The organism is Pseudomonas sp. PvP028, assembly GCF_017832255.1.
Lineage (GTDB): Bacteria > Pseudomonadota > Gammaproteobacteria > Pseudomonadales > Pseudomonadaceae > Aquipseudomonas > Aquipseudomonas syringae.
This window is the reverse complement of the sequence record NZ_JAFIBL010000001.1, coordinates 4826060-4846861: the sequence shown is the minus strand read 5'-3', so window position 1 is coordinate 4846861 and position 20802 is coordinate 4826060. Positions and strand designations below refer to the sequence as shown.

17 protein-coding genes and 2 pseudogenes are annotated in these 20802 nt (G+C 60.1%); 5 read left to right on the top strand and 14 right to left on the bottom strand.

Annotated features, from left to right (window positions below; all coding sequences use genetic code 11):
* Positions 1-70: 70 nt before the first annotated feature.
* A pseudogene (locus JOE34_RS26150) lies at positions 71-214 on the bottom strand (urease accessory protein UreD); the annotation flags it as partial.
* Here JOE34_RS26150 and JOE34_RS20755 point away from each other — a divergent pair.
* Positions 213-545, top strand: a pseudogene (locus tag JOE34_RS20755) (amidase family protein); the annotation flags it as partial. The pseudogenes JOE34_RS26150 and JOE34_RS20755 sit on opposite strands and share 2 nt — an antisense overlap.
* A gap of 60 nt (positions 546-605) precedes the next feature.
* Here JOE34_RS20755 and JOE34_RS20750 read toward each other — a convergent pair.
* The 3 genes from JOE34_RS20750 to JOE34_RS20740 all read right to left on the bottom strand — a co-directional run bounded on the left by JOE34_RS20750 (position 606) and on the right by JOE34_RS20740 (position 3959).
* Complete coding sequence (locus JOE34_RS20750) at positions 606-1580, bottom strand: aliphatic sulfonate ABC transporter substrate-binding protein (protein ID WP_004418092.1); 975 nt, start codon at positions 1578-1580, stop codon at positions 606-608.
* Positions 1581-1656: 76 nt separating this feature from the next.
* Positions 1657-2616, bottom strand: a complete 960-nt coding sequence (locus JOE34_RS20745) for a D-isomer specific 2-hydroxyacid dehydrogenase family protein (RefSeq protein ID WP_010410206.1) — start codon at positions 2614-2616, stop codon at positions 1657-1659.
* Entirely contained in the window at positions 2613-3959 is a 1347-nt protein-coding gene (locus JOE34_RS20740; RefSeq protein WP_004410692.1) for an LLM class flavin-dependent oxidoreductase, read from the bottom strand. The genes JOE34_RS20745 and JOE34_RS20740 overlap by 4 nt, the downstream gene beginning before the upstream one ends.
* Before the next feature lie 832 nt (positions 3960-4791).
* Here JOE34_RS20740 and JOE34_RS20735 point away from each other — a divergent pair.
* From JOE34_RS20735 to JOE34_RS26070, 3 genes are read left to right on the top strand one after another with little or no spacing between them, the layout of a single operon-like run.
* Positions 4792-6924, top strand: coding sequence for a PAS domain S-box protein (locus JOE34_RS20735; protein WP_003423837.1), 2133 nt, complete (start codon positions 4792-4794; stop codon positions 6922-6924).
* Positions 6921-8408 (top strand): chemotaxis protein CheW, encoded by a 1488-nt coding sequence (locus JOE34_RS20730; RefSeq protein WP_209996581.1) that lies wholly within the window; start codon positions 6921-6923, stop codon positions 8406-8408. Before JOE34_RS20735 ends, JOE34_RS20730 begins: the two co-directional genes overlap by 4 nt.
* Before the next feature lie 55 nt (positions 8409-8463).
* On the top strand, positions 8464-8589 hold the full coding sequence (locus JOE34_RS26070) for a hypothetical protein (RefSeq protein ID WP_003315538.1): 126 nt from the start codon (positions 8464-8466) through the stop codon (positions 8587-8589).
* Between the two features lie 73 nt (positions 8590-8662).
* On the opposite strand, the gene JOE34_RS20725 is transcribed toward JOE34_RS26070, so the two are convergent.
* The 3 genes from JOE34_RS20725 to JOE34_RS20715 all read right to left on the bottom strand — a co-directional run bounded on the left by JOE34_RS20725 (position 8663) and on the right by JOE34_RS20715 (position 10606).
* Positions 8663-9148: a GNAT family N-acetyltransferase gene (locus JOE34_RS20725; protein ID WP_029572484.1), complete on the bottom strand. Its 486-nt coding sequence runs from the start codon at positions 9146-9148 to the stop codon at positions 8663-8665.
* 61 nt (positions 9149-9209) lie between these two features.
* Positions 9210-9608 (bottom strand): hypothetical protein, encoded by a 399-nt coding sequence (locus JOE34_RS20720; protein WP_003423844.1) that lies wholly within the window; start codon positions 9606-9608, stop codon positions 9210-9212.
* Positions 9609-9730: 122 nt separating this feature from the next.
* The gene (locus tag JOE34_RS20715) at positions 9731-10606 is read right to left on the bottom strand and encodes an MBL fold metallo-hydrolase (RefSeq protein ID WP_010410232.1); all 876 of its coding nucleotides are present in this window, start codon (positions 10604-10606) and stop codon (positions 9731-9733) included.
* 108 nt (positions 10607-10714) lie between these two features.
* On the opposite strand from JOE34_RS20715, the gene JOE34_RS20710 reads away from it, so the two are divergent.
* The gene (locus JOE34_RS20710; RefSeq protein WP_239987933.1) at positions 10715-11605 is read left to right on the top strand and encodes a LysR family transcriptional regulator; all 891 of its coding nucleotides are present in this window, start codon (positions 10715-10717) and stop codon (positions 11603-11605) included.
* Positions 11606-11709: 104 nt separating this feature from the next.
* On the opposite strand, the gene JOE34_RS20705 is transcribed toward JOE34_RS20710, so the two are convergent.
* From JOE34_RS20705 to purU, 7 genes are all read right to left on the bottom strand, one after another.
* Positions 11710-13650 carry a methyl-accepting chemotaxis protein gene (locus tag JOE34_RS20705; protein ID WP_122220623.1) on the bottom strand — a complete coding sequence of 647 codons (1941 nt, stop codon included), beginning with the start codon at positions 13648-13650 and terminating at the stop codon, positions 11710-11712.
* A 214-nt stretch (positions 13651-13864) separates the two neighbouring features.
* On the bottom strand, positions 13865-14437 hold the full coding sequence (locus JOE34_RS20700) for a sarcosine oxidase (RefSeq protein ID WP_011267519.1): 573 nt from the start codon (positions 14435-14437) through the stop codon (positions 13865-13867).
* Between the two features lie 3 nt (positions 14438-14440).
* On the bottom strand, positions 14441-17347 hold the full coding sequence (locus JOE34_RS20695) for a 2Fe-2S iron-sulfur cluster-binding protein (RefSeq protein WP_209996568.1): 2907 nt from the start codon (positions 17345-17347) through the stop codon (positions 14441-14443).
* Positions 17344-17649: a sarcosine oxidase subunit delta gene (locus JOE34_RS20690; RefSeq protein ID WP_003396121.1), complete on the bottom strand. Its 306-nt coding sequence runs from the start codon at positions 17647-17649 to the stop codon at positions 17344-17346. The genes JOE34_RS20695 and JOE34_RS20690 overlap by 4 nt, the downstream gene beginning before the upstream one ends.
* 13 nt (positions 17650-17662) lie before the next feature.
* Positions 17663-18904, bottom strand: coding sequence for an FAD-dependent oxidoreductase (locus JOE34_RS20685; protein ID WP_058444962.1), 1242 nt, complete (start codon positions 18902-18904; stop codon positions 17663-17665).
* Positions 18886-19788: a bifunctional methylenetetrahydrofolate dehydrogenase/methenyltetrahydrofolate cyclohydrolase FolD gene (gene folD, locus JOE34_RS20680; protein ID WP_209996566.1), complete on the bottom strand. Its 903-nt coding sequence runs from the start codon at positions 19786-19788 to the stop codon at positions 18886-18888. Before folD ends, JOE34_RS20685 begins: the two co-directional genes overlap by 19 nt.
* On the bottom strand, positions 19785-20651 hold the full coding sequence (purU, locus tag JOE34_RS20675) for a formyltetrahydrofolate deformylase (RefSeq protein WP_003346974.1): 867 nt from the start codon (positions 20649-20651) through the stop codon (positions 19785-19787). The genes folD and purU overlap by 4 nt, the downstream gene beginning before the upstream one ends.
* Between the last annotated feature and the right edge of the window lie 151 nt (positions 20652-20802).

Sequence of the window (20802 nt, the reverse complement as noted above, 5' to 3'; positions counted from 1 at the left end):
TCTTTCGGCGCTGGGAAGGCAAGTTGTAAGTCGTTTGAGCCTGGAAAGTGCTCTGCAACGGCCTGGCTGCTCACTTGCGCCGCACCCGCGGCGCAAGTCCTGTCAATTGCTGCCGAACGCATGCCCAGGCCAGGTGCAGGGCATTACGCAACGCCACTGCATCGGCGCTCATCACGCGTACCGACACGCCGCAATCGTTCGGCAATGCGCTGATGCTGGTGCCGGAGCTCACCCGTCAATACGATGAAGCCTTCCAGCAGTTCGATGTGCTGGTAATGCCGACCATGCCGTTCGTGGCGACCACACTGACCGCCGCCGACGCGCCGATTGAAGAGTACGTGCATAGCGCGTTGAACATGCTGGCCAACACCGCACCGTTCGACCTGACCGGCCACCCGGCCACGTCAGTCCCGGCCGGTCTGGCCGACGGACTGCCGGTCGCCATGATGATCGTCGCGTCGCGCTTCAAGGATGCCTTGGCGTTGCGTGTCGCGCAGGCTTATGAAACCGCCCGCGGAACGTTTCCCACGCCTCCGGGTGTTTGATTCCGGAGACTGATCGAGGGGCATACTCGCTCCATGCTAGCGGGTGTGCCCCTTCATTCCTCAAGGCCTCCACACCTCCACATCCTGCGCATCCACCGCCTTGGGCAGCAGGCCGGCAGCGAAGAAGGCGTCGGCGATATGCTGTTGTTCGTCCAATTGATCGTGCGTGACTGGCTGGATCTGATAAGTCCGATGGCTGTTGGCGATTTCAACCGTTTCGATATCCAGATTGCCCCACAAAGGGCTCAGTAGCTGCGCTGCTTCGCTTGGATTGGCCTTGAGCCAGATGCCTGCCTTGTGCAACTGCTCGTAAACCACGCTGAGCACTTGTGAGTGGTCCTTGGCGTAGCCGGTGCCGGTCAGGTAATAACGCTTGTAGCTGGACAATCCCTTGCCGTCAGCCAGAGTGCGCGTCGGCAATTGCCGTTGGGCGCTGGTCAGGAAGGGTTCCCAGGTGACCCAGGCGTCAACTTTATTGTTCTCGAAGGCCGCGCGGCCGTCGGCGGGCGACAGGTAGGCGGGCTGAATATCGGAAAATGTCAGACCGGCCTTTTTCAATGCTGCGATCAGCAGGTAGTGAGAACCCGCCGCTTTGGTGACCGCGACCTTTTTGCCTTTCAGATCCGATAACTGCTGCACGGGCGAGTTTTTATGGACGATGATCGCCTGCGCGGAAGGCGAGGCCGCTTCCTGGGCAAAGTAGGTCAGCCGGGCCTGCGCTGCCTGGGCGAAGATCGGTACGGTGTCCGCCACATCCGCGCTGATGTCCACGTTGCCGATGTTCAAAGCCTCTAGCAGCGGCAGGCCATTCGGAAACTCATGCCAGGTCACCGCAACGTGCCGTGCGGCGAGGGCTTTCTCCAGAATGCCCTGTGTTTTCAGCAGGGTGATCAGCGTCGACGACTTCTGGTAACCGATTCGCAGCGTTTCCTGCGCTTCGGCAGGGAAGGTGATGCACAAGATCAACGCCGCGAGCAGACCTGCCAGCAGCGGACGACGATAGCCGGTTTGTGTGTTTTTTATCGGTTTGGGCATGGCACGCTCGGTATTTGAAGGTGACGCTGAGTGTCAGGAGTGGTATCCCCACGCAGCGCAATGAGGATGATCTGTGTCAGTAGCCGCGCTGGCGATCAGCCTGATTCTGCAAGGCCTGCCCGCTGAGAAAACGGTCAAGGTTGGCCAGAAAGCTGTCGGCTATTTCGTGGCGGCTGTTGCTGGAGATCGCCGAGGTGTGGGGTGACAGGCGTACTCTGGGGTGTGCATATAGGGGATGACCGTCCGGCAGGGGCTCAGGTTCGGTGACGTCCAGCGAGGCAAGGCCAATGGTTCCCCTATCAAGCGCCTTGAGCAGCGCCTCATGGTCAAGCAGGCCACCACGGGCGATGTTGATCAGGTGCAGGCCGGGTTTGGCGCTGTTCAGTACGTCGGCGTTGACGATGTGCCGTGTGGCAGGTGTCAGAGGTGCGGCCAGTACCAGATGGTCGGCGCGGGAAAAAAGCTCGTGAATGTCGCGCGCGCTTTCGACGCCATCAACCTCGAACGGCGTCTGGCTCTGCCGCAACGCCACGACAGTGATGCCCAGTGCCAGCGCTTTACCGGCCAGGCTGCGACCTATGGCGCCGAAGCCGAGAATCCCGAGCGTAGTGCCCTTGAGCGGTGTCAGTGCAGTGAAATTCCATTGCGAGTCATGCACCCAGATGTCCGGCAAGTGTTTGGCAGCAGCGAAAATGGCGGCCAACGAGAACTCGGCAATGTTTTCTGCCGCGCTGCCCCGGGAGGTGCTGACCGGCGGGCCGTCGAACAGCCAGCCGGGATAGAAGTCGATGCCCGAAGACACCACCTGAATCCATTTCAGGCCATAAGGCCAGCCCGGAGGCGGTGAGGCAGGGGCTTCATAACCACGAACATTGATAGGGCGCGCCAGCAGAATGCTGACCTCGCCGGGCAGGTCGCTCGGCACGCCGGCCGGTACGCCGATGACCCTGGCTTCTGGATGGGTCACTGCAAGCCGCTCGCTGATGACCTGATTGAAGTCATCATCCAGTTGGCTGGCTATCACGAGTCGAGTCATGCCACAGCCTCGTCTGATTGATGGGCGACAGCCTTTGCATGACGATTGGCCGGTATTTCAAGACCGAGATTGTCACGCAGCGTATTGCCGGTGTATTCGGTGCGGAACAGTCCGCGCTGCTGCAGCACCGGCACCACCTGTTCAGTGAAATACTGCAAACCGTCCGGCAGGACGCTGTTGATGATGAAGCCATCGGCTGCGCCTGCCTCGAACCATGTCTGTATCGCGTCGGCAACCTGATCGGGCGTGCCGACGAAGTCGCGGCGGGGCAGGGAGAAGCGCAGGGCGACCTCACGCAGGCTCAGGCCTTCGTCTCTGGCCAGTTGCTTGATCCGGTCCGAACCGCCTTTCTGGCTGTTGGAGCCCAGATCACCTAGTTCCGGGAAGGGTTCGTCCAGTGGGTACTGGCTGAAATCGTGATCATTGAAGGGGCGGCCAAGGGCGACAATGGCATCTTCGATCGTCACCAGCTCCACGGCCTGGCGATAGCGGCTCTCCACCTCGGCCTCATCACGCCCGACAATCGGGCGAATACCCGGCAGAATCGACAGCGCGTGGGGATCTCGGCCAAAGCCGCCCGCTCTCTGTTTCAGGTCCTGATAGTAGGCGCGTGCTTCATCGAAGCTCTCGGCGTGGACAAAGATCGCATCCGAATTCTGAGCGGCGAAGTTACGCCCGGCCTCGGAAGTGCCTGCCTGAAAAATCACCGGCTGACCCTGCTTCGACCGGGCGATGTTGAGCGGGCCTTTCACCGAGAAAAATTCGCCCTTGTGGTTCAGCGCGTGCAGTTTGCCTGGCGTGAAGAACTCGCCTTTCTGCTTGTCGTAGGCGAAAGCGTCGTCTTCCCAGGAATCCCAAAGGCCCTTCACCACCTCGATATGCTCTTTGGCGATTCGGTAGCGCACCGCATGTGGCGGGTGTTCGCCCTTGCTGAAGTTATCGGCGGTGCCACTCAGCCACGACGTCACCACGTTCCAGCCAGCCCGGCCGCCGCTGATGTGGTCCAGTGAGGCAAACTGGCGAGCGACCTGGAAGGGCTCTGTGTAACTGACCGTGACCGTTGCTACCAGACCGATGTGCCGGGTGGTGGCTGCGAGTGCGGACAGAATGGTCAAGGGTTCGAAGCGATTCAGGTAGTGAGGACTGGATTTCTCGTGGATGTGCAGGCTGTCGGCAATGAACACAAAATCGAATCGGGCCGCTTCTGCCAGGTGGGTCTGTTGCTGATAAAACCCTAAATTCACACTGGCGTTGGCCAGCGCTTGCGGGTGGCGCCATTCGCCCCAGCCATGGCCGACCCCGTGGACCATGGCGCCAAGTTTAAGGTGTCGTTGTTTGCTCATGAAGTGTGCCCCGGGCGTGATGAGGAAGGTAGATTCACCTCCGCCTGGAGAAAGGGGTCGGTAATGGGATTACGGTATTCCTATAAAAAACTGCCGTGAAATTCTTTTTTGTTATAGGTTTATTATTAAAGTAAATAATTATTAATTTACAAATTATGCGTTATTTGAATTTTAAGGATTTCCCTTCGCACGCCATGTCCCGGGCCTGATTATCTGTTCGTGAAATATCTGGCCGACGCCTTGCTCAAGTACCTGACCGGGTCGCAGCGAACAAACATTGATCCAGGACAAAACCTGCACGTCTACAGTGTTTCAAGGTGACGAAAATAATTGATATGTCGGTGATCCGGCCGATACAGGCCTACGTATGCAGCCCTCAGCCTACCCAAGCCTTCTAGAACAGGAGTTCCATGGATCCGCGTCTTGCTGGACTTTCCTTCTTGCTGACCCTGGGCTGGACTGGCGCTGTCATTCTTGTCATCTGGTTTTATGCCTGATGAACAAGAGGTGTTCGACGTCGATAAAGGCGTGGTGTTCGAAGCGCTCTTCGCTGACGACCGGCAGCCTGTCTGTGTGATGGCGAAATAGCGGCCCTAAAGCTGTTCCGTTTGATGCCGATGTTAATACTACAGCTACCTGCCAGGTGGAGTCGGTCATTCCATCCAGCGCTGACGGCCTGACAGTTCGCGCTATGGACGGCATTGAGAAAGACGATTAACCGGCTTGATCGGCAGCCTCCATAGTCCACACATTGGTGTGTCTGACAGGGCTCGCAGAGACCGGCGCTTCATGACAATACTTCCATAGATGCTTACTCGTAGAGTATTTCCACATGTCGACCACAATTGAAAGCACCCCCAGGGACAAGGCCAGGCTGGAACTTGATCTTCACTCGCTGATGGCTGCCATTGACCGTTCCCAGGCGATGATCGAGTTCGATCTTGAAGGCAATATCCTGCGGGCCAATACCAATTTTCTGGATTGCGTCGGTTATCGGCTGGATGAGGTCCAGGGTCGGCATCACCGCATGTTCTGCACGCCGGAACATGCGTCCAGCGTCGAATATGCAACGTTTTGGGAAAAACTGGGCAAGGGCGCTTTCGACGAAGGGCAGTACAAGCGCCTGGGCAAGAACGGGCGCGAGATCTGGTTGCAGGCTACTTATAACCCGGTGTTCGACGAGCAGGGCAATCCGTTCAAGGTGGTGAAGTTCGCCACGGACGTGACTGCGCAACGCAAGTCCAATGCCGAGTACGAAGGCAAGGTTGCGGCCATTGATCGTTCGCAGGGCATTATCGAATTCGACCTGAACGGTCGCGTGCTCAACGCCAACGAAAACTTTCTCAAGGTCCTGGGCTATCGTCTGGACGAGATTCAGGGTCAGCACCATCGCATGTTTTGCGAAGACGACTACCTGAACAGTCCGGCCTATCGTGCCTTCTGGGCCAAGCTCGAACGTGGCGAGTATGACTCCGGCGAATACAAGCGCATCGGCAAGAACGGTCGCGAGCTGTGGATCAGCGCCACTTACAACCCGATCTTCGACCCGGATGGTCGTCCTTACAAGGTTGTGAAGTTCGCCAACGATGTGACCGAGAGCCGCATTCGTCAGGCTGAGTCCGCGGGCAAGGTGACGGCCATCGAGCGCTCCCAAGCGGTGATCGAATTCGATCTGACGGGCAAGGTGCTGCACGCCAACCGCAATTTTCTGACGGTATTCGGCTACGATCTCGACGAAATCGTCGGTGAACACCACCGTATGTTCTGCTCCGAAGAATTTGTCAGCAGCCTGCAGTATCGTGAGCTCTGGGAGAAGCTGGGGCGCGGCGAGTACGACGCCAACGAGTACAAGCGCAAGCGCAAGGACGGTAAGGAGATCTGGATTCAGGCGACCTACAACCCGATTTTCGATGCGCAGGGCAAACCCTACAAGATCGTCAAATTCGCGCTCGACGTGACTGTGGCCAAGGAAACCAGCGTCGAGGACCAGGGCAAGGTGAATGCCATCGACCGCGCCCAGGCCGTCATCGAATTTGACATGGCCGGCAACATCATCACCGCCAACGCCAACTTCCTCAAAGCGCTGGGTTATGGCCTGCTGGAAATCAAAGGCAAGCATCACCGTATCTTCTGTGAGGAAGAATACGTGCGCGGCACCGAGTACCGTGAATTCTGGCACGGGCTGGGGCAGGGCGAGTTCTACTCCGGGCGCTTCATGCGCGTCAGCAAATACGGGCAGAAAATCTGGATTCAGGCGACGTACAGCCCTATTTTCGACCACGACGGCTTGCCGTTCAAAGTGGTGAAATTCGCCACTGACATTACCCGTCAGGTCGAGATGGAACAGGCGATAGAGGCCAAGACCCGCGCCATGGGTGATTCGGTGAAAGCACTGATGAACGCCATTTCCTATGTGGCGCAAAGTACCGAGACGGCCACCGATCTGGCCAGAATGACGCGTGAGCAGGCCAGTTCCGGTTCGCAGACGCTGGTCAAGGCGTCCGACGCAATGGGCATGATTGCCAAGTCCGCCGAGGGCATTCAGGACATCATTCAGGTGATCAGCGAGATCGCCAGCCAGACCAACATGCTGGCCTTCAACGCGGCCATCGAAGCGGCCAGGGCCGGTGAACATGGCCTGGGCTTTTCGGTAGTCGCCGACGAGGTGCGCAAGCTGGCCGAGAAGTCCTCGCGTGCGACCAAGGAAATCAACAAGCTGATTCTGGAAACGGTCAGCCGGATCGAGTCGGGCAACGAGATTTCGCGCAGTGCCGGCGAAGCCTTCGAACACATCGTGGAAGGCGTGATGCAGACCACACAGGCGATCGACGGGATCAACACGGCGACAGAGAAGCAACGCCTGTCGGCGCAGGAAGTCGAGACCCTGATCGTCGAGCTGCATAAAGCCAACCTGACCGGCTACACCGAAACTCTGAACAAGGTATCCATCGGACAACCTGCATGAGCAGCCTGAATGCCTATGGCGTCGTGCAGATCAATGGTGTGTATCTGGCGGTGGTTGCCGATGCATTGATGGAGGCCGTGCACTGGCCCGCTGATCTGCGTCCCCATCCATTGACCCGGGGGGCGTTGCGTGGGGTGTTTACCCTGCGCGGCAAACCGGTGCCATTGGTCGACCTGCGGGCTCAACTGGCGGAGGGTGGCGATATGTCTTCGCCGACGCCACTGGTCGCGATTCTCAAGTACGGCGGTGGCTACCTCGGGCTGGCGATTGACGCTGTGTGCGACATTCTCAAGGCCCGCGATTCTCAGTTCAGCCCGCTGGGGCCCGCGGGCAGCGCTGTCGGGCTGCTGCCCTCTCTGCTGCTCGGCGCTGAAGAGTCACGGATGATCTACAAGCTCGATCTTGCCTTCATGAGTGGTTTGCCAGGCGTACTGTTCGCTGCCGACCCCAACGCGCAAGTGCTCAAGGATGAGGCGCTGGCCGCCAAGAGTCGCTTGCTGCATTACCTGGTATTCGAGTGCGATGGCCGCAACTTCTGTATCGATGCCAGCGTTGTGACCGAGTTGGTGGACGGTCCCGAGATCACAGCCTCGGACTTTGCCAGTGACTGCTGCTTTGGCGTCACCTCGGTGCGTGGCACCAAGGTCCCGGCGCTTAACCTGTCCGAAGTGCTTGGTCTGGATCATCTACGTCAGACGTCCAAGCCGCAGTTGCTGCTGTTGACTGCGCCAGACGGGCGGGTGTGCGGGTTTGGCTATGACCGCATGGTCGCCATTCAGCGTCAGGATCCGGACAGTCTGTTGGCGGCGCCGGGCTATGGCCTGCCGCATCCAGAGCTGCTGGCCGGGGTAATGAACCTGGAGGAGGGGCAGCAGGCCTTGTTGCTTGATCACCCGATGCTGTTGCAGCGCCCGGAAGTCAAAAGCTACACCCAGGTTTATCAGCACGACGTCAAACCTGCCCAGGCGTCGCACGATGTGACCAAGGCCATGCTGCGCCACGCCTGCCTGCTGTTCGATGCGCCGACCCGCTTCGTCGCACCGTTGAGTCAGATCGTGGAGATCATGAGCATGCCGCAGCAACTGATCGGCCTGTCGCAGCCGGAAACGCATTTGCTGGGGCAGTTCAATCTGCGCGGCGAGCAGGTGCCGCTTATCTGCCTGAGCAGCCTGTTGGGCGAAGGCGCACAGGTCCAGGCCGAAGCAACGCGTGTATTGATCGTGCGTGGCGAGCGGCTGTGCTTCGGTTTTGCAGTGAACCGCGTCGATGCAATTGACGCGTTCAATCAGTTCGATCCGGCCATGCTGGAACAAGGCTGGCAAGCCAGTACCGGCAAGGGCATTTCGGTCAATGACCGGGTCCGTTCGCTGGTCAGCGTCGGTACTCAGGAGCGCAGTTGGCGTGCGACCCTACTCGATCTGCAGGGCCTGGCCAGGCAACTGGAATGCAACGTCGATCAGCGCCGCACTGTGCAATCAGTCTGAACCGAATGCTCCGCGCGTGGCCTTATTTGAGTGTCCACCAGCGGAGTCAACGACCATGACTGACAAGAAAGACGAGAAAAAACCGGAACCGCAAAGCGATGTGCCCGCGCACTCGACGCCCGAAGAAAAGGAACGCCTGAAAGACTTCAACAAGGACGGCATCCCGCCTGGGGTTTGCTGACAGCTGTTGAATGCTTTTCCCGAAGCGCCCGGCCTATTACAGGCCGGGCGTTTTCGTATCAGGCCCTTGTGTTTCAATCGCCGCCCTTGGCGAAGTCCAGCAGCCCGGCACCCTCCATTCGGTAACGAACCCATTCACTTTGCGGTGCCGCGCCGATGGCTTCGTAGAACTGGATGGCTGGCTCGTTCCAGTCCAGAACGCTCCATTCCAGGCGGCCACAATCGTTGGCCACCGCTTCGCGAGCGATCTGTCGAAGCAGTGCGCGTCCAGCGCCGATGCTGCGTTTCTCCGGCGTGACATACAGGTCCTCCAGATAAACACCATTGCGTCCCAGCCAGGTCGAGTAGCTGTAGAAATAGACGGCATAGCCAACGGGCTTGCCGTCATCCAGGCACATCAGCGCCTTGGCAGGTGCGTTGTCGGCGAACAGGCTGCGTTGAATATCGTCGGCACCGGCCTTGACCTCGTGCCCGGCGCGTTCATAGATGGCAAGTTCGGTGATGAACGCCAGAATCTGACTGGCATCAGAGGCAATGGCTGGGCGTATTTCGAGGGACACGGAGGGCATTCCTTGGCTTATGGGCGCAGCATGATAGCCGCATTCGCCAGGCGCTCGATAGTCAGGCGTCGCGCAGCAGGTCGTTGGCGTTGAGCAACTGATAGGCGATCTGGGGACGTGCTTCCAGGGCGCGGCGGATGGCGGCAGGAATCGATTGACGCGTCTTGCGACACAGCCCGACCTTTTCCTCGACGACAATGCTGATGCCGCGCATGGTGCGCACTTCATTGAAGCCTGGCGCGACGTCGACACGCACGCCCAGTTGCTGGAAAATCTTGCGCTGCATGTGCTCCAGATCTTCCAGACTGTCGATACGCTCCAGGCGATCCAGCAGGGTTTTTTCTGCGTCGCGGGACAGCAGCAGAATCCGCAGGTCTGCATCTTCCGCGTCCAGCAGCTCGCGCTTGCAGTCGCAAGCGCCGGGCGGGCAGGGGTTACGGATTTTCAGAGGGGCGTTCATGGGCGCAGCATAGCGACTGATATGGGCGTCTGACCATAGCTGAGTGCATGTGCGCCGCGCAGGTAAAAGCCTGGCTTCTGCTGATATTCGCAGCGCTCCGCCGGGGCCTTACAGGTGCCGGATCAATTCGGCCACTTCATCTCGCCCTTGATGACCTTTGCACTCATCTCCAGCGAAGCCGGTTCGGCCAGTTGCGGCCAGGCTTTGTGCATGGCGTCGATCAGCGTGGCGGAATCCTTGGCCTTGGCGGTCTGTTCTTCGAAGGACTTCAGGTAGTCGGCGGTGAACGTCACAGCCTGGGTGCCTGACGGGACCTCGCCCAGGTAATGACCCGGAATCACGGTGGCCGGTTTCAGCGCCTCGATGCCTTTGAGTGTCGCGAGCCAGTCCTGACGCGATTTCGTGCTTTGCGTGTCAGCGACCCAGACATGAATACCGCTGGAGACCACGACACCGCCAACCACGGCTTTAAGGGACGGAATCCATACGTAGCTGCGCTCGGGCGCCGGGCCGTTAAGGCCTTTGATCTGCAACGGCTGGCCTTCAAGCGTCAGGTGATCGCCCTTGAGCACTTCCGGCACAACCAGGCTGGCTGGCGCATTGTCCTTGAGAATCGGGCCCCAGTAGGCGAGTTTGCCCTGCATCGACGCCTTGATCGCCTTCACGGTAGGTGCGCTGGCGACGATCTTCGCCTCGGGGAACGCGGCTTTGATGACGTCCAGACCGAAGTAGTAATCCGGGTCGCTGTGGCTGATATAGACGGTGGTAAGTTGCTTGCCGCTGGCCTTGATCTTTTGCACCAGGGCCTCGGCGTCGTTGCGCTGGAACTGCGCATCGATAAGCACCGCGTCATGCTTGCCCGTGATCAGTTCGGATGACACCGGGAAGACGGCTTTTTCAGCCGGGTTATACACCTCGATTGCCAGGGGGGCTGCGGCCTGTGCTGCGAGAGGGAACAGAGCAGCGAAGGACAGGGCAAGCAGGGATTTACGCAACATGGGGTACGACCTTCGTTCGGGCAGGACTGAGGTCGTTATCTTATGTTGCCTCAGATGAAACAAAAGCCTCAGTATTGGCAACTATTGATTGCTTATATCGGACGAATCGTGGATCGGATCATAGCGGCACGGGTATTCATCGCTATCAACGACAGGGGCAGCCTCATCGCCGCAGCCGAGGCGCTGGACATGTCTCGGGCAATGGTCACACGTTATCTGGCGCAGATGGAGAGCTGGGCCGGAGCGCGACTGCTGCACCGGACCACGCGCAAGCTCGGCTTGACCGCCCCCGGACAAGTGACGTTGTTGCGTTGCCAGCAGTTGATCGAGCTGGCCGACGCGGTGCCGCTGGCGGCCGATACGCAAATCGAGGAGCCACGCGGCATGCTGCGCGTCGCCTGTTCGCAGTCACTGGCGCTGGCCGTTCTGGCACCCGCGGTGACGGCTTACCTGCGCCGTTATCCCGGCACCTCGGCAGACCTGCTTATCGGCAACGACGCCGTGGATCTGGTCCGCGAGCGAATCGATCTGGCGATCCGCATCACCAATCAGCTGGACCCCAATGTCATTGCCCGTCCGCTGGGGCAATGCGATTCGGTGGTGTGTGCTTCTCCAGCCTATCTCGCCATGCACGGCACGCCGTCCAGGCCGCAGGAACTGCCTGCCCACAACTGCCTGACCTATTCGTACTTCGGCAAAAGCCTTTGGGAGTTCACCCGCCAGCAACTGCCGCTCAGTGTGCCGGTCGGCGGCAACCTGAGTGCCAACGATTCAGTGGTGCTGCTGGAGGCCGCAGTGGCGGGCGCCGGTATCAGTCTGCAGCCTGTGCATTCGGCGGCGCCGTTGATTGCAAGCGGCAAGCTGATCGCCCTGATGCCGGAGTACCAGCCACGGGCTCTGGGGATACACGCGATCTACACCTCAAGGCACCATCAGTCAGCAACGCTGCGCACTTTTCTGGATTTTCTGACTGAATGGTTTGAGAGGGGTGGAGATTAGATCACCTGCTGTGGACAGGGCTCAGAGCGTCCAGAACACGCGGAGCATGGGCACGATAGGGTACGCACAGACGCCCATCGTTCCCACGCTCCGTGTGTGCAGTATCAGGTCTTGAACTTGCGCACCAGGCCGTCCAGTTCACTGGACAGCATCTCCAGGCTTCTGGAATCCGCGCGGGCCGAGTCCGAGAGTTCGGCGATCAACTGCGCATCACCATGGATCTGGCTGATGTGCCGGTTGATGTCTTCGGCCACCTGATGCTGTTCCTCGGCGGCGGTTGCGATCTGGGTATTCATATCGCGAATCACATCCACTGACTCGCGGATCTGCCCGAAGCTGCTGCGTGCCTGTCCGATCTTGGTCACCGATTGCTGCGACACGTCGAGGCTGGCATGCATCTGTTGCGCCACCGAGGCAGTGCGTTTGGCCAGATTGCCCAGCAAGCTGTCGATTTCTGCGGTCGAGTCCGACGTGCGTTTGGCCAGTGCGCGGACTTCGTCGGCTACCACGGCAAAGCCGCGACCCTGTTCGCCTGCACGTGCCGCCTCGATGGCCGCGTTGAGCGCCAGCAGGTTGGTCTGCTCGGCAATCGAGCGGATGGTGTTGAGGATCGACTGAATGCCTGCGCTGTCCTTTTCCAGTTGCGTCATGTCCTTGGCCGAGCGGGTGAGCTCTTCGCTGAGCTGGTCGACGCTGCGCACCGCTTCATCGATCTGCCGCTGACCTTCACGCGCCTGTTGCTGACCGTTGTCGGCCGAGTCGGCGGCCTGGCTGCAGGAGCGGGCGACTTCATTGGAGGTAGCGACCATTTCATGAAACGCCGTGGAGACCATGTCCACCGCTTCGCGCTGTCGGCCAGCAGCTTCGGCCATGTCGTTGGAGACACGTGTCGAACTGTGTGAGGCTTCGAGAATCTTCCCGGCCGCCTGGCCGATGTGCTGGATCAGACTGCGGATCGCGGTCAGGAACTTGTTGAACCAGCCCGCCAGCTGCGCGGTTTCGTCCTTGCCGCGCACGGCGAGGTTTTGGGTCAGGTCGCCTTCACCGCCCGCGATGCCTTCCAGACCACTGGAAACACTGTGGATCGGACGCACGATAACGCGGGCGAAACTGGCACCGACAATTGCAAAGACCACCGCCAGCACCGCCGCGATGATACCGATCAACCAGGTCAGGCGGGTGGCCGAGGCCATCACTTCGTCCTGCTTGATCAGGCCGATGAAGTTCCAGCCCAGTTGCTCGGACGAGTACACATTGGCCATGTAGCGTTCGCCGTTAAGTGTCACCTCGACCAGACCACTGGCGGTTTTCGCCAGATCGCTGAAGCCGTCGCCCAGTTCGCCCAGTTTCTTGAAGTTATGCTCGGGCTGTTTCGGATCGACCAGCACGGTGCCGTTCTTTTCCATCAGCATCAGATAGCCGCTTTCGCCCAGTTTGATCTGCTTGACGATGTTGGTCAGTTGCTTGAGCGATACGTCAATATTGACCACGCCGCCAGGGTTGCCCAGCTTGTTGGGTATCGCCCGGATAGTGCTGACCAGTACTGCATCGTCGTTGGCCCAGTAATAGGCATCGCTACGCACGGTCTTGCCGGCATTGGCCATCGCCGTCTTGTACCACGGCCGCACACGCGGGTCGTAGTTGCTCATTTTCGGGTCTTCCGGCGTCATGATGTAGCTGCCGTTGATCAGACCATAAGAGACGTAGGAGTAGGCCGGGTGAGCCTTGGCGATACTGGCGAACAGCTCGGTCGCCTGCCTGTCATTCTCGGACTGCGGAGGAGGCGTTGCGCCCATGTAGTTGCGGAAATCGTCGCTCGCCCCGGCGATCAGCGGGTGCGCCGCGATGTAATTGACGTTCTGCGTAATGCCGTCGAAAAACAGCTGCATGGCGTTGTCGACCTGGCGAATTTCACGCGCGCTGCTGTCCACGAAATCACTGGTCGCCTTGTCACGCAGGTTCACGACCACGATGGCGGCGACGACTAATATGGGCAAGCACGCAATGACTGCGAACGCCCAAGTCAATTTCTGTTTGATATTCATTTGAGCTCCGGGATGTCCGTTACTGCCGCAGGTGTTGGGCGCTGCATGGACGCAGTCTGCGCCACCAGGCGTTGGCCTGAGAGTCGTTCTTATGGTCTACCAACAGGTCAACGGCTTTTTGCCGGCATTCTTTAACTGGCGTGGCGGTAACAGACACTTGTTGTCGTTCATGAGCACGAAACGACCTTTGCTCAGTAACGCAGTAACCCGGGGTTCATAAATAGCGTCCTCCAAACTCGGTCATGGCATCCAGCATCGCGTCCTTGAAGTAAGCCAGCGAAGCCCGATCGAAGAGGATCTGGAAACAGGGTTCGGCCTGCGCGCCGAGGTTGATGACGATCACATTGATGCGCGCCGCCGAGGTCTGCGCCACCGAACCGGGAGCGAAAGCCCCCGGGCGCAGATCTACGCCACACAGCTTGGCCATCACCTCGGCGATACACTCGCCACTCAGTTGCAGCCAGGCATGGCTGTCTTCGCGAGGCAGCAGGTAATTGGCGCTGTGGTCCAGCTCCCAGCGAGCTTCTTCATCGGCGATGCGCTGCCCGTCATCAAGGGGGCTGCCCAGCAGCAGGTATTCGGTCTGCGAAAGGCGCGCAACATGGCTGCCGTCCGCCTGTGTGACGGCGCGGTTCGGTGCCTCGGGCAGGCTGAAACCGCGTGCCGTGAGGTAGTCAGCGCTTTGCGTGCCGCGAAATCCCACGCGTGGCCGATCGGTCAGGTCTTGCAGCGTGCACAAGGCGCGCGGGTTGGCGCCGACAGGACTGTTCTGGATAAGGCTGGTCATGGGTCAGAGCTCCTGGCGCTGGTTTTCAGGGTCGAAGAAGGGCAGCTTCACGACGGTTGCCTGAACCACCACGCCATCTTCGACGCGGATCGGAATCTGCTGGCCGGGAGTGCTCTGGTCGAACGCGGCATAGGCCATGCCAATGATCATGCCCAAGGTCGAGGAGTACTCGCAGGACGTCACGTTGCCACTGATGTCCGGGCCCTTGAGCACCAGATGGCCCTCAAGCGGCAGCGGGCTGGCCTTGGGCAGGGTGAAGCCAACCAGCTTGCGCTTCAGCGGCCGGGCTTCGAGGATGTCCACCGAGCGGCGGCCGACGAAGAACGGCTTGCTGCGGCTGACGGCCCAACCCATGTCGATCTCGACCGGGTGGGTCATGCCGTCGGTGTCCTGGCTGATAATGACGTGGCCTTTTTCCAGACGTAACAGCCGTTGCGTCTCGACGCCGAACGGACGCATGTCGAAGGCCTTGCCAGCCTCGACAAGTGCATCCCAGAGCCTGAGCGCGTGACGAGCGGGAACGTGGATCTCATAGCCCAGTTCACCTACAAAGCCGACCCGCAACAGCCGCGCCTTGATGCCGGCAACCGTGCCCAGGCGCACGCCAAGATAAGGGAAACCCTCGGCAGACAGATCAAGGTCGGTACAGACCTGCTCCAGCACCTTGCGCGAATCCGGACCCGCCACGTTGACCGCGGCAATGGCCGCCGTGACGTTGGTGATGTCCACGTTCAGACGCCATTGGGCATTCCACTTGAGCATCTGCTGATAAATGCGATCCACGCCGCTGGTGGTGGCCGTGACGTAGAAATGCTGTTCGGCAAAGCGCGCGCAAACGCCGTCGTCGATGACCACGCCTTGCTCGTTGGTCATCAGCGCGTAACGCGAACGCCCGACCGGCTGTTTGAGAAAGGCGAAGGTATACAGGCGGTTGAGCAGCTCGGCGGCATCGGGGCCGCGCACGTCCAGGCCGCCGAGTGTCGACACGTCGATAATGCCGACCTTGTTGCGCACGTGCAGTGCTTCCTGCTGCATGCAGGCATCGCGTTGCGAGGCTTTGCCATAGAACGCCGGACGCTGCCAGATCCCGGCCGGCATCATTTTCGCGCCTGCCTGCACATGACGCTGGTGCATGGGCGTCTGCCGATGCGGATCGAAGGCACGACCTGCAACATGTGCCAGTTTCTCTGCCTCGAAGGGCGGCCGGGCCGTGGTCACGCCGGTTTCACTGATGCTGCGCTGGGTCGAGGCAGCCACCAGTCGTGCGGTAGGCAGTGCCGAGTGACGACCCTGTGAGGGGCCCATGCCCACCGTGGAATAGCGTTTTACCAACTGGATGTCGCGATAGCCGATGCGTGTGGCATTGACGATATCGCGTACCTGAAGGTCTTCGTCGAAGTCGACAAAGTCCTTGCCGTCAGGGTGCGGGAAGATCGGCCAGGCGAAGTTGACCTGCGCTTCGCTGCGCAGCGCGGCAGGTGTGTCAGCCGATGCCAGGCCAAGTGCCGAGACCACGCTGGCGGCGGCATGCGCGGCATCGGCCAGTACGTTGTCCAGCGCGTGGTAACCGTTGACCGAGCCTGCGATGCTCAGGTTCTGTGGCAGGCTACTGATGGCGAATTCGGCCTGTTGATCGTCATAGGCCAGCTTGCCGCCGGCCTGACACAACAACTGGTAGACCGGCATGTAGCCGCCGGACATGCACAGCAGGTCGCAGTCGACATGCGAACCGCCGTTCGCCACCTGACCCTGGCCGGTGATCTTGCGCAGTTCGGCGCCGCTCACATGGCGCATGCCTTTCTCATGCAGCGCTTCATAGACCGTTGTGTTCACGTGGCAGACGATGCCGCGCTTTTCCAGCGCAAGACGCAGCGTCCGGTCCGACGGGCTGCTGCGCATATCGGCAACCGCGACCACGTCGACGCCCTGATCGTGCAAATCCAGTGCGGCGAGGTAACCGTCATCATTGCCGGTCAGCACCACCGCGCGTTTGCCGGGCTTCACGGCGTACAACTTGATCAGCCGCTGTACGGCGCTGGTCAGCATGACGCCGGGGAGGTCGTTGTTACGGAAAATCACCGGCTGATCGAACGAGCCGCTGCACACCAGACAGTGCGTGGCGCGCACCTTGTACAAACGCTTGCCCTGAATCACCGGCAGGTAGTTGTCGGTGAACCAGGCATTGCAGGTCGCTTGCTTGAGCACCTCGATATTGTCATGTGCTTCTACCGCAGCGACCAGTTCACGCCGCAGCTGTTCGGCACGCAGGCCTTCGACATCAAAGCGGGCATACGCCAGCGAACCGCCGAGGATCGGCTGCTGTTCGATCAGCAATACCTTGGCGCCGGCATTGGCAGCACTCAGTGCTGCCTGCAAGCCGGCAGGTCCCGCGCCGATCACCGCCAGATCCGTGAACAGGTAGGCCTTGTCGTAGTACTCGGGCTGGAAGGTCAGGTCCAGCACGCCAAGGCCGGCCTTCTTGCGAATGATCGGTTCCCAGAGTTTCCACATGCCCTTGGGCTTGTAGAAAGAACGGTAGTAGAAACCCACCGGCATGAACTTCGAGAACTTGCCCAGGTACGCGTCCCGGTCGTTGTCCAGCGAGCCGCTGAAGTTCTGGCCGGTGGCCTGCAAGCCTTCCTGCAGCGCAACGGTGTCGGCCATTACGTTGGGCTCGTGAGGCAACTGGATCAGGCTGTTGGCGTCCTGTCCGGCCATGGTCAGCGGACCGCGCGGGCGGTGGTACTTGAATGACCGTGAAAGCAGGAAGCGACCGTTGGCCAGCAGCGCACTGGCAATACTGTCGCCCTGCAGGCCCTGATAGGTTTTGCCATCGAAGCTGAACGTGAGCGGCCGGGTGCGATCGATCAGCAGGCCCATGGGCGCGGGCAGGCGGGCGGGGGTGGTCATCCTGCGATCTCCTTGGAGGCGAGAGGGGCGAAGTCGATACGTGCGGTAAATAGTTCGCGTGGATCGAAGGTGCGGATGATCTCGTCGCTGCCGGTGTGGCGCTCGGCCAGGAACCAGTAGCTGGAGGGATTGTGCATCCACCACTCGCGCACCACGCCCAGCGTGTCCTCACTGTTGAACACGTAATCGGCCCACTCGGCATCGCTGCAGGTTTGCGGGTCGGGCATGTGTTTGAATTCCCCGCCGTAGGTGAACTCGCTGATGTTGCGCGGCCCGTTGAGCGGGCAGGTCATGATTTTCATGTGTCGCTCTCCGTCAGTGGCTGGCCGCTGTTGCGCCCATTTCGTTGACTTGCTGAAAGGTCGAGAAGCGCTCGAGCGCGAATGGCTTAATCAACTCGGGCACCTTGCCGCCGCTGGCCACCAGTTCGGCCATGGTCTTGCCGCAGATCGGCGTGGCCTTGAAGCCCCAGGTGCCCCAGCCCGCATCCAGGTAGTAATTCCTGACCGGGGAGAGGCCCATGATCGGGCTGTAGTCCGGGGTCATGTCGGTGATCCCGGCCCATTGGCGCATCAGTTTGGCGTTCGCCAGAAACGGAAACATCTCGATGGCGTGGGCCAGCAGGCTTTCCTTGAGGTCCAGCGTCGAGCGGCTGTTGAACAACGGGTAGGGATCAGAGCCACCGCCAAACACCACTTCGCCACGGCTGGTCTGCTGCACATAGCAGTGCAGGGCGGACGAACTCACCAGCGGGTCAAGAAAGGGTTTGAAGGGTTGAGTGACCATCGCTTGCAGCGGGAAAGTCTGGATCGGCGAACGAATCCCGGCCTTCTTCATCATCTGCGAACTCATACCTGCCACCGCCTGCACGGCGCAACCGCACTGGATGGTGCCGCGATTGGTCTTCACCGCCTTAATGGTGCCGTTCTCGATCACCAGTTCCTGCACGTCGGTCAGTTGATGAATTTCCACTCCGCGCTTGGCCGCCTGCTTGGCGTAGCCCCAGGCAACCGCGTCATGCCGGGCGGTGCCGCCGTCGATGTGCCACAGGCCGGCGAGTACCGGCAGATGGCCGGGGTCCAGATTGAGACTCGGCACCAGTTCGCGGATCTGCTGGCGGTCGATCATCTCGGTGCGGCCGCCGAAATGCTTGTTGACCTCGGCGCGCTGGCGGAACGACCGGACCGTGGCGTCGGTATGCGCGAGGGTCAGTTGGCCGCGCTCGGAGTACATGATGTTGAAGTCGAACTCGTTGGACAGGCCCTGAAACATCTTCACCGACTCGGCATAGAACTTCACGCCTTCGCTGGTCAGGTAATTGGAGCGGATCACCGCCGTGTTGCGCGCTGTATTGCCGCCGCCCAGGTAACCTTTTTCCAGCACGGCAATATTGGTGATGCCGTGGTATTTCGACAGGTAGTAGGCGGTAGCCAGGCCATGCCCGCCGCCGCCGATGATCACCACGTCGTAGGAGGACTTCAGTTCCTTGGGCGCAGGCAGATCTACCTCGACCGGGTACTCCGAGCTGAGCCCGTATTTCAACAGGTTGAAAGGCATACGGCCTCCGATTGGCTGCGTTGCGCGTGGGCCTGCTGCCGGGCAGCAGTCACGGTGTTTTTCATCAGAAAAGCGATGGTCATCGGCCCGACCCCGCCGGGAACGGGCGTGATGGCAGCAGCGACTTCGATAGCGCTGTCGAAATCCACATCGCCCACCAGGCAATTACGGCCGTGGTCCTCGATGCGATTGATACCAACGTCTATCACCACTGCGCCGCGCTTGAGCCAGCTGGCATCGATCAGGCGCGGACGGCCCACCGCCGCCACGACGATGTCGGCCAACTGGCACAAGGCCCTGGCGTCGTGACTGCGCGAATGCACCACCGTCACCGAGCAATGCGCTTGCAGCAGCAGGGCCGCCATGGGTTTGCCGACGATGTTGGAACGACCGATCACCACCGCATGCTTGCCGCTTAGATCGCCGCAGGTTTCTTCGAGCAAGTGCAGGCAGCCGCTGGGCGTGCAGGGCGTCAGTACGTTACGTCCCTGACTCAGGCCTCCGACGTTTTCACTGTGAAAGCCGTCTACGTCCTTGCCCGGACCGATAGCCTGCAAGACGCGGTTTTCTTCTAGGTGAGCGGGCAAGGGCAGTTGCAGGAGAATGCCGTTTACCGTGTTGTCGGCGTTCAATTCGGCAATCAACGCCAGTAAGCGCGCCTGGCTGCTGTCGGCCGGCAGGCGGTGTTCCAGCGAGCGAATGCCGGCTTCCTCGGCGCGCAGGATCTTGTTGCGTACGTAGACTTCACTGGCCGCGTCGTTACCGACCAGAATGACTGCCAGCGCCGGCTCGATGCCTTCGGCCTTCAAGGTGTTCACGTCGTGTCTGACCTGCTGCAGAACGCGAGCGGCGGCGGCCTTGCCGTCGATGATGTGTGCGCTCATCGGAACACCACCGTTCGATCCGTGTTGAGAAACACGCGGTGCTCCAGGTGGTACTTGACTGCCCGCGACAGCGCGATGGTTTCGTTATTGCGTCCCGCCGCGACCAGGTCGGCAGGCAGGTAGACGTGATCGACGCGCTGCACTTCCTGCTCGATGATCGGACCTTCATCCAGGTCGCTGGTGACGTAGTGCGCGGTGGCGCCGATCAGCTTCACGCCGCGCTCGTAAGCCTGATGGTAGGGCTTGGCGCCCTTGAAACCCGGCAGAAACGAGTGATGGATATTGATCGCCCGACCCGCCAGTTGCTGGCACAGGTCGTCGGAGAGAATCTGCATGTAGCGCGCCAGCACCACCAGCTCGGTGCCGGTTTCATCGACCACCTTCATCAGTGCGGCTTCCTGCGCGGCCTTGGTTTCCCTGGTCACGGGCAGGTAGATGAAGCGAATACCCTCACGTTCGGCCATCGGTCGTAGATCCAGGTGATTGGAGACGATGGCGGTGATGGTCATGTCCATTTCGCCCTTGTGGTAGCGGTACAGCAGGTCGGTCAGGCAGTGATCGAACTTGCTGACCATCAGCAGCACACGCATCGGCCGGCGCGTGTCGTGCAGCTCCCACTGCATGGCAAAGTCGTTGGCCACCGCGTCGAAGCCGGCTTTCAATTGCTGGATGTCGCCCTCATGACCATCGTTGAAACGAAACACTGCGCGCATGAAAAAAGTGCCGCTGTACTCATCGTCGAACTGGGCCATTTCACCGATGTAGCAGCTGTTGCCAGCCAGGTAGGAGGTCACCGCCGCGACAATGCCGGAGGTCGCCGGGCAGCTGATCTTCAGGATGAAATGGTTCTTCTCGTGTTGCATGGCGTGTCCTCTGAAGGGTGGCGGCAGTTTGGCGCAGGGCGAAAAAGGTCAGATGCAGAGGGTCTGGTTAGCGAATAAAATTCTCTACAGGAATTTAATATTCTTAAAGGCTGTTTATAGGCGAAAGGAAATCCAGCGTCCAGAGGTTTCT

Coding starts and splice junctions, on each gene's coding strand:
- JOE34_RS20750 (WP_004418092.1), bottom strand. CDS start 1,580: ATGCCCAAACCGATAAAAAACACACAAACCGGCTATCGTCGTCCGCTG.
- JOE34_RS20745 (WP_010410206.1), bottom strand. CDS start 2,616: ATGACTCGACTCGTGATAGCCAGCCAACTGGATGATGACTTCAATCAG.
- JOE34_RS20740 (WP_004410692.1), bottom strand. CDS start 3,959: ATGAGCAAACAACGACACCTTAAACTTGGCGCCATGGTCCACGGGGTC.
- JOE34_RS20735 (WP_003423837.1), top strand. CDS start 4,792: ATGTCGACCACAATTGAAAGCACCCCCAGGGACAAGGCCAGGCTGGAA.
- JOE34_RS20730 (WP_209996581.1), top strand. CDS start 6,921: ATGAGCAGCCTGAATGCCTATGGCGTCGTGCAGATCAATGGTGTGTAT.
- JOE34_RS26070 (WP_003315538.1), top strand. CDS start 8,464: ATGACTGACAAGAAAGACGAGAAAAAACCGGAACCGCAAAGCGATGTG.
- JOE34_RS20720 (WP_003423844.1), bottom strand. CDS start 9,608: ATGAACGCCCCTCTGAAAATCCGTAACCCCTGCCCGCCCGGCGCTTGC.
- JOE34_RS20715 (WP_010410232.1), bottom strand. CDS start 10,606: ATGTTGCGTAAATCCCTGCTTGCCCTGTCCTTCGCTGCTCTGTTCCCT.
- JOE34_RS20705 (WP_122220623.1), bottom strand. CDS start 13,650: ATGAATATCAAACAGAAATTGACTTGGGCGTTCGCAGTCATTGCGTGC.
- JOE34_RS20700 (WP_011267519.1), bottom strand. CDS start 14,437: ATGACCAGCCTTATCCAGAACAGTCCTGTCGGCGCCAACCCGCGCGCC.
- JOE34_RS20695 (WP_209996568.1), bottom strand. CDS start 17,347: ATGACCACCCCCGCCCGCCTGCCCGCGCCCATGGGCCTGCTGATCGAT.
- JOE34_RS20690 (WP_003396121.1), bottom strand. CDS start 17,649: ATGAAAATCATGACCTGCCCGCTCAACGGGCCGCGCAACATCAGCGAG.
- JOE34_RS20685 (WP_058444962.1), bottom strand. CDS start 18,904: ATGCCTTTCAACCTGTTGAAATACGGGCTCAGCTCGGAGTACCCGGTC.
- folD (WP_209996566.1), bottom strand. CDS start 19,788: ATGAGCGCACACATCATCGACGGCAAGGCCGCCGCCGCTCGCGTTCTG.
- purU (WP_003346974.1), bottom strand. CDS start 20,651: ATGCAACACGAGAAGAACCATTTCATCCTGAAGATCAGCTGCCCGGCG.